Source organism: Bradyrhizobium sp. PUT101, assembly GCF_052043945.1.
Classification (GTDB): Bacteria; Pseudomonadota; Alphaproteobacteria; order Rhizobiales; family Xanthobacteraceae; genus Bradyrhizobium.
Map to the genome: position 1 here is coordinate 6,480,549 of NZ_CP197207.1, position 15,780 is coordinate 6,496,328.

Consider the following 15,780-nt stretch of genomic DNA (forward strand, 5'->3'; position numbering starts at 1 on the left):
ACATGATCCGATCGGTCCGGATGTCGCGTGAGTATTGCTCAATTGATCGATTCAAGCGCAAGCGCAATGCCCTGGCCGCCGCCGATGCAAAGAGTGACGATACCCTTTTTGATACCGTCGCGTTTCATCGAATGCAGCAATCGAGTGGTCAGGACCGCGCCGCTGGCCCCGATCGGATGACCATGCGCGATCGCACCGCCTTCCACATTGACGATACTGGCGTCGAGACCCAGGTCCTTCACAACCGCAATTGCGATGGCCGCGAAGGCTTCGTTGATCTCGATGCGCTGGACATCCGATACCTTCCAGCCGGCCCGTTCGAGCGCCTGCTTCACTGCCGGCACCGGCCCCAAGCCGAACATGCCTGGTTCGACAGCGCCTATCCCGTAGGCAACCAGACGCGCCATCGGCAGCAAACCCTTCTTGTCGGCCCAGGCGCGATCGGCGACGATCATCGCCGACGCGCCGGTATTGAGCCCGGGCGCGTTGCCGGCCGTAATGGTGCCGTCCTTGCGGAACGCTGGCTTCAGCTTGCCGAGGCTTTCCATCGTTGTATCGGGCCGGTTGTGCTCATCCTTGTCGAAATGTGTTGGACCCTTGCGGGAGGCAATTTCGACTGCAGCGATTTCCGCGGCGAACTTGCCGGCAGCCTGGGCCGCGGAAAATCGCTTCTGCGAGCGTTCGGCCCAACGGTCTTGCTCTTCGCGGGTGATCTGATGCGAGGCTGCGAGATCCTCGGTATGCCATCCGGAATGTTGCCCGGAGAAGGCGTCATTCAGGCCGTCCATCAGCATCGCATCGAAGATCTTCGCATCGCCCATGCGATAGCCCCAGCGCCCGGAACCCATGAGATACGGCGCGCGGTCCATGTTCTCCATGCCGCCGGCAACCGCGCTGTCAACGAACCCGAGCATCACCTCCTGGGCAGCGCTTGCAATCGCCTGCGCACCCGAGCCACAGACCCGGTTGACTGTCAGCGCCGGAACAGCGACGGGGACGCCGCCATTGATGGCCGCTTGCCGGGCTGGATTCATCTTGTTGCCGGCCTGGATCACGTTGCCCATGACGATAGTGCCGACATCGCCGGGCGACAGCTTCGCGCGCTCGAGCGTTGCACGGATCGCCACGGCGCCGAGATCGGCGGCCGGAAAATCCTTCAGCGTGCCGCCATACGTGCCGATGGCGGTGCGCACGGGTGAACAGATCACGACTTCCTTATTGGCCATTGGTCATCTCTCGCTCTCGCTGCATCGCTCTGCGATGGGGCATCTTGCGAAGTTTATGAACGACCTGGCCGAGGCTCTGTTGAGATGGATCAACGGACCGGAGGAACCAATCCGATCAATGGTCCGATCTCGGCTTCAGGCGGGCTAGCGCTTCATCCGCATCGGCGACAGGCCGGATCGGATGCATCTTGCCGCCGTGCGCAAGGAGCTGATCAAGCGCGGCGGGATAGGGCCATAGGCCTCGGCTGCGCGACGATCGGCGCGCCGTCGAGCAGAAGCCCGAGCGGACAGGTCAACCCGGCATGATCTCGTCGAGCGGCCAGATGGGACGGCGGACTCTTCGGTAGGAAAGCTTGGTGTGGTCATTGGTGGCAAGGCCGCCGCTATCGGCCAGGATCACCTCCTTGGCCATGGGTCCGAAGGCAGCTCGGAAGTGGTGCGCAGACTTGACCGCGACGATCCGGAATTGAGCCGGTTCTGCTCCGAGAATTCGGAACATTTCCTGATCGTAGGTCTGCAGCGTGTTGGTCGAAATTGCGACGGAGATGCCGTTGACCTCGAGCAAGGCCGCGGGCCCGAGCGACATGGGCTGACCGGCATTCATCGGCCCCTCGCATACGAAGGCGCCGTCCGACAGGCCGGTCACCCGCCCGGTCAGCTTGAGCGGGGGTCCGTAGCTGGCGGGATGGCGCTTGGCACCGACAACGACATCCAGGCTGGCTCCAAGGCCCGCGGCGTGGCAGCGAGCCGCGGTTTCGGGGTCGCCGAGGACACCGAAGAGCACGCTTCCGACCTCCGCCTGCAGCAGCGCCTCCAATAGACGGACACCATCGCCGTAGGCGCCAGAACCCGGGTTGTCGCTGCAGTCAGCCATCACGAGGGGACGGGTGTCCGCGACATCCGCTGCGGCTGCGACGGCAAGCTTCGTCGCGGTCGGCAAGTCGAGCACCGCGACGGTGACCTCGGCGCGCCGGTGGTACATCTCGTCGTTGAGCGCGGCCGCGGCCTGCCGCGCGGCCGCCTCGGCGGCGTTGTGGGAGGCATCGTAGGTGACCTGAACGCTGGGGCCGACCTCGGCAATGTCTGCGAGGCTGAAGCCCGCGCAGACATCGACGGACAAGAGGCCGGGCGTTTGCGCCTGCATGTCCGCGGCGCGCGCCAGCAGGTCGCTCATCACGCCGCCCTGGGTCCGGCCGTGATTGCATCCTTCGAGCAGAGGTCCCTGCAGGCGGAAGACTTTCGGGCGGATCGTGCCGTCCATCGCCGACTGCAGCAGTTCAGCGGCGCGGAACGCCGTCTCATACTGGTCGATATGCGGGTAGGTTCGGTAGGGCAGCATGATGTTGGCGAGCCGGCCCATGCGTTCGGTGACGTTGGCATGCAAGTCGAGCGTCACCGCAATCGGGATCGTTTCGCCCAGACGCTTGCGCAATCCTTCGAGCAGCGCACCCTCGGCGTCGTCGTCGGTCTCGGTCACCATCGCGCCGTGCAATGCGAGGATGATGGCGTCGAGCGGGCCCGTTTCGCAGGCCTCGTAGATCAGGCGCTGCAGTTCGGCCCAGCACTCGGCCGTCACCTTCCCGGATGGGGTGGCCGCGGCGGCGACCGGCTGGACCAGGGTCCAGCCGTAACGTTTGGCTGCGGCCAGATGCGCGGCGATCTCCATCCTGGTGTCGGTCAGCGCCGCGGCGATCTCGGCATCCAGGAGAAACAGCCGCTTGCGATAGTCCTCGATCGTCGTGGGAACGATCGAAAAGGTGTTGGTCTCGTGCGCGATTTGCGCCGAGAGAACGCGTCGCGTCTGGCTCATGGGTTTCCTTCTTGGTCTTGCTTATGCCGTGGCCGGAGATGGCACTCGACGCGCCCATGGTCGTCGCGCAGCGGTTCCGGGCGCTGATGCCGGCAAACGTCCATCATGGCGGGACAGCGAGGATGGAAAGCGCAGCCGCTGGGCGGGTCCATGGGATTCGGATAGGAGATGCCGAGATGTGTGTCCGGGATGCCGAGGCCGGGCTCCGGGGTCAGAACCGATTGCAGCAGGGCGGTCGTGTAAGGGTGACGAGCCTCGGCGAAGAGGCGCGTAGTCGAGGACACCTCGACGATGCGGCCGAGATACATGACCGCGACCCGGTTGGCGATATGCTCGACCACTGCGAGGTTGTGGCTGATCAGCAGGTAGGTGAGGCCCAGCTCCTTCTGCAGATCAAGCAGCAGGTTGAGGATCTGGGATTGGACCGAGACGTCGAGGGCCGAGGTGGGCTCGTCGCAGATGATCACCTCGGGTGCCATGACAAGGGCGCGCGCAATGGCCACCCGCTGCCGCTGGCCGCCCGACATTTGGCCCGGATAGCTGTCGGCAACGCGGCGTGGCAGTCCCACGAGGTCGAGTGTCCTGGCGACCGTCCGCTCTCGTTCGGCGGAGGTGCCGATGGCGTGGACGTCCAGCGGCGCGGCGACGATCTGCGACACGGTCTTGCGCGGGTTCAGAGACGAGTAGGGGTCCTGGAACACCGGTTGGATGCGGCGGGCCCGCGCTTTCGGATCGGCTGCGGCGAGCGTCTGGCCGTCGATCAGCACTTCGCCGGACGACGGCGCCAGCAGTCCGAGCAGGATGCGCGACAGTGTCGTTTTCCCGCAGCCGGATTCGCCGACCAGGCCCAGCGCCTCGCCGCGGCGCAGGCTCAGCGACACGTCGTCGACGGCTTTCAGCGTCGCCGTCCCGCGCATCAGTCCGCGGCTGACCCGGAAATTGCGAGTGACACCGCGCAGCTCGAGGATGGGTGACTGTTCGTTCATGCCGGGACCGCTGCGCCGTCATGGGCCAGAACGCAACGCACCGCGTGCTCCGGACCGAGGGGATGGAGCGGCACGGTCCGCCGGCAAGGATCGTGCGCCTGGCTGCAGCGCTCGCGGAAGCCGCATTCCAGCAGGGGACCGATGAGCGAGGGCACGATGCCCGGTATGCTGCCGAGATGCTTGCCGGGTTGCGTGCGCCCCGGAACCGGAATGCAGCTGAGCAGCCCCTTGGTATAGGGATGCCGGGGCGCGCCGAAGATCTCCTGCGCAGTGCCAGTCTCGACGATCTCGCCGGCATACATCACGGCGACACGATCGGCGACGCGGGCGACGACGCCGAGATCGTGGGTGATCAGGACCAGCGCGAGACCCATCTCGCGCTTCAACTCCAGCAGCAGGTGCAGGATCTGCGCCTGCGTGGTAACGTCGAGCGCAGTGGTCGGTTCGTCGGCGATGATCAGCTCCGGTCCGCACATCAGCGTCATGGCGATCATCACGCGCTGACGAAGGCCGCCGGAAAGCTGGTGGGGGTATTGGGCAAGTCTCCGTTCTGACGCCGTGATGCCAACCCGCTCCAGCAGATGCATGGCGCGCTCGCGCGCCTCTCGGCGGCCGGCGCGGCGATGACACAGCAGCGCCTCCATCAACTGGTCGCCGACGCTGTAGGCCGGATTCAGCGAGGTCATGGGCTCCTGGAAGATCATCGCCATGCGGTTGCCGCGCAACGCCGCCATGCGTCGGTCCGACATCCGCTCCAGGTTCTGCCCGTCGAAGGTCAGCTGCGCCGCGCTACGTTGGGCCTTGCGTGGCAGGAGGCCCATCACGGCCAACGAGGTCATGGACTTGCCGCAACCGGACTCGCCGACGATGCAAAGCGTTTCGCCGCGCTTGACGTCGAAGGAGATGCCGCGCACGGCGTGCAGCATGCCGTGCTCCAGCGGCAAGTCGACATGCAAATCCTTGACCACGAGGAGCGGCGCGTTGATCGCAGTCCCGGTCGTCGCCATGCTTTCGCTCATGACCGCCCCTCCGGTGCCATGACGTCGCGCAGGCCGTCGCCCAGGAGGTTGATGGCCAGGACCAGCAGGAACAACGCGGCCCCCGGAATGGTGATGAGCCAGGACTTGACGAACATCACCCTGCGCCCCTCTGAAACCATGAGGCCCCAGGATGGAGTCGGAGGCTGTACCCCGAGGCCGAGAAAGGACAGGGCAGCTTCCAGCAGGATGGCGTGTGCCATTTCCAGGGTGGCAACGACGATCAAGGCGCCGAGCACGTTGGGTAATATCTCCGAGCAGATGATGCGCCAGACCGACATGCCCACGGCTTGCGCGGCAATCACATACTCCAGATCGCGTACCTGACGGGTGGCGCTTCGCATGACGACCGCAAAGCGGTCCCAGAGCAGGAGGCCGAGCACCAGCACCACGATGAGCAGGGAGCTGCCCGCGATGGCGACGACCGCCAGTGCGACCAGGATCACCGGCATCGACAGACGTGTCGTGACGACGAAGTTCACCACGTGGTCGACGCGACCGCCGAAATAGCCGGCCGCGATGCCGATCGCGGTGCCGATGAGGCCGGAAATCACCATCGTCACCAGGCCGATGATCAGCGATACGCGCGAGCCGTAGATCATGCGGCTGAGATAGTCGCGGCCGAGCTGGTCGGTGCCCAGCGGATGCGCCCAGCTACCCTTGGCGGCCCACACCGGGTCGATCAATCGCCGGGTCAGGTCCTGGGCATAGGGATCGTGGGGTGCCAGCCAGGGCGCAGCCAGGGCGACGACGATGCAGGAGATCAGCAGGCCGCCGCCCAACATGACGCCTCCGTGGCGGAGGGCCCGGCGGCGCATCCGCGCCCAGGGAGTGAGCGGTACGAATGTCTCGCGGGTCAGGGGTGTCGCAGTTGCATCGCTCATGGCGTCAGGCCACCCTGATCCTGGGGTCGAGCCAGGCATTGAAGAGGTCGGCGAGCAGCGCGAGGAAGATGTAGATGACGGAGAGCATCAGCACGATGCCTTGCACGACGGTGTAATCGGAGCGCTGCAGGGAGATCCAGGCAAGTTCGCCCACGCCGGGCATCGCAAAGACAGATTCGATCACGATCGAACCGCTCAGCATGAAGCCGAACTGCACTGCAGCCAGGGCAACGACCGGGATGACGGCGTTGCGCAGGGCGTGCTTGAACAGCACCTTGCCAGTCCTCAGGCCTTTGGCGCGAGCGGTGCGGATATAGTCGGAATCCAGTACCTCGACCATGCCGGCACGGGTCAGCCGCATGATCGCCGGCGCCGCATAGTAGCCGAGCGCGATGGCCGGCATGATGTAGTGCGCCACACTTCCGGTCCCCGAAATCGGCAACAGCCGCCACCACACGCCGAATACCAGGATCAGCATCAATGCAAACCAGAAGCTGGGCATGGCTTGGCCGAAAACCGCAATCCACAGACACGCGCGGTCGAGCAGGCTGTTCGGCCTGAGCGCGGCGATCACACCGAGCGGGATCGACAGCAGGATCGCGAAGGCGAGGGCGAGCCCGCCAAGCGCCAGTGTCACCGGGAGCCGTTCGGCGATCAGTTCGAGCACGGGAACGTGGAAATACACCGAGCGACCAAGATCGCCCGACAGCACCTTGGCGGCCCAATCGAGGTACTGGACTGGTAGCGGGCGGTCGAAGCCGAACTGACGACGCACGGTCGCGATGTCGGCTGGTGTCGCCCCTTCGCCAGCCACTGCCACAGCAATGTCGCCCGAGGCGCGCAGCAGGCCGAACGCCACCACCGAAACAGTGATGGCGACCAGCAGGGCCAATCCCAGGCGTTTGACGAGAAAGCCGAACATGTCTGCCCTTCAGATGCTTGCGGCCCCGGCGGAGGCGACCGCGTGTCCCCACGAGCCCCGCGCTTCGTTACTTCCAGCTGGCCTGGGCGAAATGCGGAATCTCGTCCGAGGTGGGCGTGAAGTTGAGCTCTGAAGTGTAGGCGTAGGTGTAGGGATAGGACCACAGCGGCAGCCAGTAGGCCTGGTCGGCGATGCGGCGCAGGGCCTTGGAATAGGCCGCCTTGCGCGCGGCCGGATCCGTCTGCGTGTCGCCGTTCGTCAGGTCGGCTTTCACCTCGGCGTCGTTGTAGGTGTCTTCTGCATCACCTTTGAAGAACACGCCTGTCGAGGCCGAGACGTCGCCGATCGAGTTCGAGCCCCAGGTCATGAAGGCCATCTGCGACTTGCCACTGCGGATCGCATCGCGGACCGCGGCGTATTTGCCGAAGTTCAGGTTCGTCTTGATGCCGACACGCGCCAGGTCGCTGACCATTGCTTCCGCCAACTCGCGGTCCCGATAGCCATCGAGCGTGATGGAAAAGCCGTTCGGGTAGCCTGCCGCCTTCAGCAGCTCCTTCGCCCTGGCCACGTCGAAGTCATAGCGCTTGATCGTCTGGTCGCAGCCGAACTGCTCGGGGAAGCAGGCGCTGTGAACGACGCGCGCGCCGCCGGCGATCAGGTTGTCGACGATGGCCTTGCGGTTGATCGCATAGGAAATCGCCTGGCGCACCTCGATCTTGTTGAGCGGGCTGGCGCCGGCTTTGCCGGCCGCGTCGAAGGTCAGATAGCCGATGCGCATCGTCTCGGCGTCCTTGACCGTTATGTTCGGTGCGGAACGTAGGGCGTCGGATTGGTCTTTTTCGACTTTCCAGATCCAGTCGATGCCGCCGGTCATCAGTTCGGCGAGTTGGGTATTCTTGTCGGGTATCGTGCGCATCACGAGCTTGGCGATCTGCGGCTGCCCCTTGGGGCTTTCCTTCCAGTAGTGATCGTTACGCGCGAAGGATATGGACTGCCCCTTGACGATCTCGGTCACCTTGTAGGGGCCGGTGCCGATGGGATGCGCTTCCATGCCCTCCTGGCCGACCTTCTTGGTATATTCGTTCGGATAGATCGGCAGCGGGCTGGAGAGATATTCCAGCGCGGCCGGGAAGGGCTTCTTGAGGACCAGGCGAACCTGATAGTCGCCCAGCTTCTCGGCGTGGTCGATCCACGAGATGACCGACGCGTTCTTCAGCTTGGCCTCGGGGCTGGAGAAGTAGTTGATCGTGAAGACGACGTCGTCGGCGTCGAACGGCTCGCCGTTCTGGAAGGTCACGCCCTTGCGTAGGTCGAGATCCAGGATGGTTGGATTGACCCATTTCCACGATGTCGCGAGCGCGGGTTTGTATTCGCCGTGGACGGGATCACGGTAGATCAGGGTGTCCCAGATCAATCGGCTGAGGATCAGGGCGTCACGGCTGGTGCTCTGATAGAAATTGACTGCTTCGACCTCCTGATCCAGTGCAAAGGTCAAGGTGTTGTTGGCTTTGCCGGCCATGGCGGGCGATGGGCTGAGTGCCGCGGCACCGACGGCGAGCGCGAGTGCCACTCCGGTCGCGAGAGGCGGCAGGCGCCGCGAAAGTCGGAAATCCTGAAGCATCCTGTCTGCCTTTCCGTTCGGTCATGCCCACCACAAATCCCGCAGCATCGGGCTGTTGTATCGATAGGCGATATTTGATAGCGTCGCAGCGATACCAAAGCTTCCACATTTGCTGGAACACGTCAAACATTTGTTGCAGTGCGCTACTTTGGGTCGCAAGCACACGAGGCGGGAGGAATTAATGGGACGGCCGGCAGGGAGCAGGCAGGACGATAAGGGCGATGGTCTCTACGTCGCCGCCGTCGAGCGGGCGATGCGAGTCCTGGACGTCGTGGCCGGTCGCATGGCGCCGATGAGTCTCAGCGAGATCGGCACTGCCACGGGCTTCGGCAAGAGTTCAGCGCAGCGGCTCACGCACACGCTGACGGCGCTCGGCTATCTGGAGAAGAATCCGGAGTCGCGGCGCTACCGCTTGACGGTGCGCGCCCTCGACCTGGCGCATGGCTTTCTCATCACCGACCCGCTGATCAACGACGGTCTGCTGCATCTGATCGATGCCAGCGAGCGTACCGGCGAGACATTCAACATGGGCAAGCTCGACGGCAGCGAGATCATCTACATCGCTCGCCTGCCGGCGCATCGCATGAACGTCGCCGCCGCACTGGTCGGGCGGCGGCAACCTGCCTATTGCGCCTCTGGCGGGCGCGCCATCATGTCCCAGATGCCCGTGTCCGAGGTTGAATCGTTGCTGGACTCGCGGGCGCTGCATGCTCTTACGCCAATGACGATCACCGACCGGATGCGCATTCTGGAGATCATCGAACAGGCGCGCCTCGATGGTTTTTGCGTGTCCAACCAGGAAGTGCTGCTCGGCGAGATCGGCGTCGCCTCAGCGATCACGGACGAATGGGGGCGCCCATTGGGCGCAGTACACAGTTCAGTCTCCACCGCGACATGGACGCTGGACGCAGTGCGCGAGAAGCTGGCGCCACAGGTCATGGAAGCCGCGCGCCTGATCTCACGTCCTCGCAAGGCGCTGGGCTGACAACGTTTGTCCTGAGCGGAGATCGGCAGGCCTCATCGCCGGGCCAGGCCACGGAGGCGCTCGGGCCGGGAGAGTGCAAAGCGGCACGCCATCACCATGATGAGATCATGCCGGTGTTTTGCCCGACGAGTTCAAATCGATTCGTAAAATCCGTAATCGTTAAACCCGGTCGCCAAGCCATTGATAAAGCTGCGCCCGTATACTGTGCATGGGGTTGTTTTTCAGTCTTTTGTTTGGAGCGTGCCCACCGCCGCTTCGCGGGCGGGCACGCCCTGTCATCCCGCCCTGGCGAGGCGGCTGTCCGCCGCCCCCGAACGCAAGTTCTGGAAGAACTTCTCCACCTCGCGCGACAGCGTGTCCGCCGTCGCCGTCAGGCTGCTCGCCGCCGTCAGCACCGAGGATGCCGCCGTGTCGGTCTCGCCGATGGCGTCGCGGAGCGAGGAGATGTTCGCCACAAGCGTCTCGTTGCCCTGCGCGGCCGATTGCGCATTGGACGAGATCTCGCGCGTGGCGGCGTCCTGCTGGCCGATCGCGCCGGCGATCGCCGAGGTGACCTCGTTGATCTCGCGGACGGCGCCGCCGATCTCGCGGACGGCATCGACGGCGTTGCGGGTCGAGGCCTGGATCATCGAGACGTTCTCGCTGATTTCGGCCGTGGCCTTGGCGGTCTGGCCCGCGAGCGCCTTCACCTCATGGGCGACGACGGCGAAGCCGCGGCCGGCATCGCCGGCGCGCGCGGCCTCGATGGTGGCGTTCAGCGCGAGCAGATTGGTCTGCTCGGCGATCGCCTGGATCAGGCTGAGCACGCCGTCGATGCGCTGCGTGGCCGCGGCGAGGCTCTCGATCTCGGAGATCGACTTCTCGGTGCGCTGGCCGGTCTGCTCGACCGCGCCGGCGCTCTGGCGCACCTGGCGGCCGATCTCCACCACCGAGGCCGACAGTTCTTCGGCCGCGCCCGCCACCGCCGTGACGTTGTGGGAGGCCTGCTCTGTGGCGTTCGCCGCCGTGCCGGCGCGGCTGTTCGCGTCCGCGGTGACGCGGGTGATGGTCTGCGCGGTCTCGCGCATCACCGAGGCGTTGTCGCTGAGGCCGCGCATGATCGCGCCGATCGCCTCGCGAAATTGCTCGACGGATCGTTCGATGTGGCGGGCGCGCTCCTCGCGCGCGGCGGCGTCGTGCGACACTTGCGAGGCGAGGTTGCGGTTACGGCCCATGGCGTCCTGGAACACCTGGATGGCGCGGGCCAGTGCGCCGATCTCGTCGGTGCGGTCGGAGTGCGGCACCACGACGTTTTCGGCGCCGTCGGCGACCTGCTTGATGGTGGCGGTGATCGAGGCGAGCGGCCGGGCGATCGAACGGGCGATGATGACGATGCCGATCGCGACGAGAGCCAGCGCCACGCCGCCGAGGCAGGTCAGCACGAACGACAATTCGCGATTGGTCTCGGTCTGCTGCGCGATCTGCCTGGCGCGCTCGGCATAGACCTTGGAGAGCGCCTCGAGATCCTTGTTCAGCGCCGAGCGCACCGCGCGGTTGGCGTCGTTGTCACCCCATTCGCGGCCGGCGGCTGCATTGATCTCGACGCCGCGGCGCACCAGCTCCTTGCGGAACTCGACGAACTGCTCGATGCGCTTCTTGAAGGTGGCAAACTGTTCGGCATCGTCGGCCTTGACGATCGTCTCCCAACGCTTCACGACGTCGAGGATCCGCGCGTTGAACTTGAGCAGGCCCTCGCCGTATTTCTTCACCACGGCCGGCTCGGTCGACATGTAGACGCCGCGCGATTCCATCACGACCGCATAGACCAGCGAGTTGACCCGCTCGACGTTCAGCGCGGCGGCATTCGCCGTCTCGATCGCGCTGGTCAGGTCGGCGCTGCGGCGGCTGTTGTAGTCGGACAGCATCGCGATCGCGGCCGTGAGCAGCGCGAACAGCGCGAAGATCGCGTAGAGCTTGGCGGCAAGCGTGAAACGGCCTGCCAGCTTGGTGGCATTCCCAGATCGGTCTAATGTCATGGTGTTCAGGAGCCCGGAATGGCCTGAAGCGGCCGGTGAGCGGGGTCGTGTAGAATTGATGCATAAGTCTGCAGGAGGAAGGTGGATGCGGCGTTAACGCGCCCGTCGGCGCCCTTCGTCCTTGGTCGAACGAAAGGCAAGAAATTTCAGCGTCTTGATCCCAAGCTATAGTTTCAGGATAGTCCTGGAGTCGGCCGTTGGCCGACCAACCCCGGAGAGGCCCCTTGGTCTACCGTCACAGCATCGACGCCACGACCTACACCTTCCCAGATCTGCGCGACCTGCTCGCCAAGGCGACACCGCCGCGCTCCGGCGACCGGCTGGCCGGAATCGCCGCTGCCAGCTCCGAGCAGATGATCGCGGCACGGATGGCGCTCGCGGATGTGCCGCTCGGCCAGTTCCTGCAGGAAGCCGTCATTCCCTATGAGACCGACGAGGTCACCCGCCTCGTCATCGACAGCCATGACGCCAGGGCCTTCGCGCCGGTGGCATCGCTCACCGTCGGGGCCTTCCGCGACTGGTTGCTGTCCGATGCTGCAACGCCCGACATCCTGCGCCGGCTGGCGCCCGGCATGACGCCGGAGATGGCGGCCGCAGTGTCAAAGCTGATGCGCAATCAGGATCTGATCCTGGCGGCGCGGAAATGCGAGGTCACCACCGCTTTCCGCAACACCATCGGGCTGAAGGGGCGGATGAGCACGCGGCTCCAGCCGAACCATCCGTTCGACGATGCCAGGGGCATCACCGCCTCGATCCTCGACGGCATTCTGTTGGGTGCCGGCGATGCCTGCATCGGGATCAATCCCGCGAGCGACGATCCCGCCGTCATCGCGCAATTGCTGCGGCTGCTCGACGAGGTCATCGCGCGGCTGCAAATCCCAACGCAAGGCTGCGTCCTGACCCATGTCACGACGACGCTGTCGCTGATCGGGCAGGGCGTGCCCGTCGACCTCGTCTTCCAGTCGGTCGCCGGCACAGAGGCGGCCAACCGCAGTTTCGGCATCGACCTCGCGCTCCTGAAAGAGGCCCAGCAGGCCGGGCTGTCGCTGCGACGGGGCACGGTCGGGCAGAACGTGATGTATTTCGAGACCGGCCAGGGGTCGGCGCTGTCGGCGGGCGCCCATCACGGGGTCGACCAGCAGACCTGCGAGGCGCGCGCCTATGCGGTCGCCCGCGCTTTTGCCCCGCTGCTCGTCAACAGCGTTGTCGGCTTCATCGGCCCGGAATATCTCTATGACGGCAAGGAAATCATCCGGGCGGGACTGGAAGATCATTTCTGCGGCAAGCTGCTCGGGCTACCGCTCGGGGTCGACATCTGCTACACCAACCATGCCGAGGCGGACCAGGACGACATGGACAATCTCCTGACGCTGCTCGCCGCCGCCGGCGTAACCTTCATCATGGGCGTCCCCGGCGCCGACGACGTCATGCTGAACTACCAGTCGACGTCTTTTCACGACGCGCTCTATGTCCGCGACGTCTTCGGCTTGCGCCGCGCGCCGGAATTCGACGACTGGCTGGCGCGCTCGGGAATGACAGGCGCCGATTTCCGTCTGGCCGGCGATGCAGGCCTGCTGCCGGATTTTGCCTCGCGGCTGATCGCGTGAGGCGGCCGGCCAGCTCTCCCTCCGATGAAACCATCGGCGCTCCCCGGAATTATGCTTGTGCCACAATATTGAGAAATTCCGGCGACAGCATTACCCTGTGTCTGGCTGGCAATTTCCGCACTATCGGTCGAGCGTGGCGGGGGAGCTTTGATGCGAGCTGAAAGTAACGGAACGTCCCGGCGGATTCTCTGCGTGTTTCCGCGCTACACCTCGTCCTTCGGCACGTTCGAGCATTCCTATCCCTTGACCGACGGCGTCCGCGCCTTCATGCCGCCGCAGGGGCTGCTGCTGATCTCCGCCTACCTTCCGAAAGAGTGGCAGGTCAAATTCGTCGACGAGAACCTGCGCCGCACGACGAAGGAGGAATTCGAATGGGCGGAAGCGGTCTTCGTCAGCGGCATGCACATCCAGCGCCAGCAGATGAACGACATCTGCCGCCGCGCCCATGAATTCGATCTGCCGGTTGCGCTTGGCGGGCCCTCGGTCAGCGCCTGCCCGGACTATTATCCGTCCTTCGACTATCTGCATGTCGGCGAGCTCGGCGACGCCACCAATCAGCTGATCGAGATCCTGTCGCGCGACACCTCACGTCCCGAGGCCCAGGTGGTGCTGACCACCAGGGATCGCGTGCCGATGACGGAGTTTCCGATCCCGGCCTACGAGCTCGCGGACGTGAAGAAGTACTTCCTCGGCAGCATCCAATATTCCAGCGGCTGTCCCTATCAGTGCGAGTTCTGCGACATCCCCGGCCTCTACGGCCGCAATCCGCGCATCAAGTCGCCGCAGCAGATCATCGCCGAACTCGACCGACTGCGCGAATGCGGCATGACCGACACGGTCTATTTCGTCGACGACAATTTCATCGGCAACCGCAAGGCGGCGCTGGACCTGTTGCCGCATCTGATCGAATGGCAGAAGCGGACCGGCTACGTGGTGCGGCTCGCCTGTGAGGCGACGCTCAACATCGCCAAGAGGCCCGAGATCCTCGAGAAGATGCGCGAGGCCTATTTCGTCACCATCTTCTGCGGCATCGAGACGCCCGACCCTGATGCGCTGAAGGCGATGCAGAAGGACCACAACATGATGGTCCCGATCCTGGAGGGTGTGCGCACCATCAACTCCTACGGCATGGAGGTCGTGTCCGGCATCATCATGGGACTCGACACCGACAAGCCGAACACGTCGGAGGCGCTCCTCTCTTTCGTCGAGGAGTCCCGGATTCCGCTGCTCACCATCAACCTGCTCCAGGCGCTGCCGAAGACGCCGCTATGGGATCGTCTGGAGCGCGAGGGCCGCCTGGTCGACGACGACGGTCGCGATTCCAACGTCGACTTCCTGTTGCCTTATGACGAGGTCGTCGCATCCTGGAAGCATGCGATGGCGGTCGCCTACGCGCCCGAGAAGGTTTACGCGCGCTATCAGTATCAATGCGACAATGTTTACGCGCGCCGACTCAAGATGCCGGTGCCGGACGAGATGAAGACCTGGCCGAACATCCGGCGCGGTCTCATCATGTTGCGCAACATTTTCTGGAAGGTCGGCGTGCTCGGAGACTACAGGCGCGTGTTCTGGAAGTTCGCGCTGGGACGCATCAAGCGCGGCGACATCGAAGGCCTGATCGGCTGCACGCTGATCGCGCACCATCTCATCACCTTTGCGCGCGCGGCCTCCAGCGGCAAGCAGAACGCCTCGAACTATTCGATCCGCCTGCGCGAAGCCGCCGTTCCCGCCGAATGATGCGATATGTCTGATCCGGCTCCGCCGCGCCGCCCGACCCTCGATTTGCGGGCGTTCACGCCCGCGCGCGTCGCGCTCGGGCGCAGCGGCGCGAGCATGCCGACGAGGGCGCTGCTTGATTTCACGCTGGACCATGCCCGCGCGCGCGATGCCGTGCATGCCGCCTTCAATGTGCCGCGTCTGGTCGCCGATCTCGGCGCGCTTGGGCTTGCCGTGACCGAAGTGAGGAGCCAGGCGGTCGACCGCAGCGATTATCTGCGGCGGCCGGATCTGGGGCGACAGCTTGAACCCGGCTCGGTGCAACTTCTGGCACGAAGCGCCTCGGCGCCGTGCCAGCTCGCGCTTGTGATCGCAGACGGCCTGTCCGCGGCGGCGGTTGACGCCCATGCGGCGATCGTGGTGGGGCGTCTGCTGCCATTGCTTGCGCAAGGGAATGACGTCGCGATCGGCCACGTCGTTGTCGCATCGGGCGCGCGCGTCGCGCTCGGCGACGAGATTGGCGCCATTCTCGGTGCGCGCATGGTCGCGATGCTGATCGGCGAACGCCCCGGCCTGTCCGCGCCCGACAGTCTCGGCGCCTATCTGACCTTCGCCCCGAAGCCCGGCCGCACCGATGCCGAACGCAATTGCGTGTCCAACATCCATCACGCCGGGTTGAGCTACGACGAGGCCGCCTTCAAAATCGCCTGGCTCGTCCGTGAGGGGCTCGCCCGGGAGACCACCGGCGTGGCTCTGAAGGACGAGAGCGCGGACCGGGTGCCGCGCCAGATTGGCACAGCGTCGCCGGGATGATAGGCGGTCGGGACCCGAAATCGCCGCTTCTTGATCGATTCGGCCACGCTTCGCCTGCTTGCGAGAAGACCTGTTGACCTGCTAAACCCCTCGCGGCGATTTTCCGCGCATTTTCAAAGGGCAAGCCTCCCATTGGTATGGCGTTTTCAAGCCGTTCG

General features: G+C 64.9%; 12 protein-coding genes. 4 read left to right on the forward strand and 8 right to left on the reverse strand.

What is annotated here, in order from left to right; translation table 11 throughout:
- Positions 1-38 precede the first annotated feature (38 nt).
- The 7 genes from ACSHT2_RS30970 to ACSHT2_RS31000 form a co-directional block, all read right to left on the reverse strand.
- Positions 39-1,226: an acetyl-CoA C-acyltransferase gene (locus ACSHT2_RS30970; protein WP_440638655.1), complete on the reverse strand. Its 1,188-nt coding sequence runs from the start codon at positions 1,224-1,226 to the stop codon at positions 39-41.
- Positions 1,227-1,518: 292 nt separating this feature from the next.
- On the reverse strand, positions 1,519-3,036 hold the full coding sequence (locus tag ACSHT2_RS30975; protein WP_440638656.1) for a M81 family metallopeptidase: 1,518 nt from the start codon (positions 3,034-3,036) through the stop codon (positions 1,519-1,521).
- Positions 3,033-4,022 (reverse strand): ABC transporter ATP-binding protein, encoded by a 990-nt coding sequence (locus tag ACSHT2_RS30980; protein WP_440638657.1) that lies wholly within the window; start codon positions 4,020-4,022, stop codon positions 3,033-3,035. The genes ACSHT2_RS30975 and ACSHT2_RS30980 overlap by 4 nt, the downstream gene beginning before the upstream one ends.
- On the reverse strand, positions 4,019-5,041 hold the full coding sequence (locus ACSHT2_RS30985; protein WP_440638659.1) for an ABC transporter ATP-binding protein: 1,023 nt from the start codon (positions 5,039-5,041) through the stop codon (positions 4,019-4,021). The genes ACSHT2_RS30980 and ACSHT2_RS30985 overlap by 4 nt, the downstream gene beginning before the upstream one ends.
- A complete protein-coding gene (locus tag ACSHT2_RS30990; protein WP_319325581.1) occupies positions 5,038-5,943 on the reverse strand; it encodes an ABC transporter permease in 906 nt (301 codons plus the stop codon). The genes ACSHT2_RS30985 and ACSHT2_RS30990 overlap by 4 nt, the downstream gene beginning before the upstream one ends.
- A 4-nt stretch (positions 5,944-5,947) precedes the next feature.
- Entirely contained in the window at positions 5,948-6,865 is a 918-nt protein-coding gene (locus tag ACSHT2_RS30995; protein WP_271528620.1) for an ABC transporter permease, read from the reverse strand.
- A 67-nt stretch (positions 6,866-6,932) separates the two neighbouring features.
- A complete protein-coding gene (locus ACSHT2_RS31000; RefSeq protein ID WP_440638660.1) occupies positions 6,933-8,486 on the reverse strand; it encodes an ABC transporter substrate-binding protein in 1,554 nt (517 codons plus the stop codon).
- 181 nt (positions 8,487-8,667) lie between these two features.
- Between ACSHT2_RS31000 and ACSHT2_RS31005 the strand changes: the two genes are divergently transcribed.
- Positions 8,668-9,471 (forward strand): IclR family transcriptional regulator, encoded by an 804-nt coding sequence (locus ACSHT2_RS31005; RefSeq protein WP_319325585.1) that lies wholly within the window; start codon positions 8,668-8,670, stop codon positions 9,469-9,471.
- 275 nt (positions 9,472-9,746) lie between these two features.
- On the opposite strand, the gene ACSHT2_RS31010 is transcribed toward ACSHT2_RS31005, so the two are convergent.
- Positions 9,747-11,486 (reverse strand): methyl-accepting chemotaxis protein, encoded by a 1,740-nt coding sequence (locus tag ACSHT2_RS31010; protein ID WP_440638662.1) that lies wholly within the window; start codon positions 11,484-11,486, stop codon positions 9,747-9,749.
- A gap of 224 nt (positions 11,487-11,710) precedes the next feature.
- On the opposite strand from ACSHT2_RS31010, the gene ACSHT2_RS31015 reads away from it, so the two are divergent.
- The 3 genes from ACSHT2_RS31015 (at position 11,711) to eutC (ending at position 15,622) form a co-directional block, all read left to right on the forward strand.
- Complete coding sequence (locus tag ACSHT2_RS31015) at positions 11,711-13,093, forward strand: ethanolamine ammonia-lyase subunit EutB (protein ID WP_440638664.1); 1,383 nt, start codon at positions 11,711-11,713, stop codon at positions 13,091-13,093.
- Positions 13,094-13,243: 150 nt separating this feature from the next.
- On the forward strand, positions 13,244-14,830 hold the full coding sequence (locus tag ACSHT2_RS31020) for a B12-binding domain-containing radical SAM protein (RefSeq protein ID WP_440638665.1): 1,587 nt from the start codon (positions 13,244-13,246) through the stop codon (positions 14,828-14,830).
- Positions 14,831-14,836: 6 nt separating this feature from the next.
- Entirely contained in the window at positions 14,837-15,622 is a 786-nt protein-coding gene (eutC, locus tag ACSHT2_RS31025; RefSeq protein WP_440638667.1) for an ethanolamine ammonia-lyase subunit EutC, read from the forward strand.
- Positions 15,623-15,780: the final 158 nt, after the last annotated feature.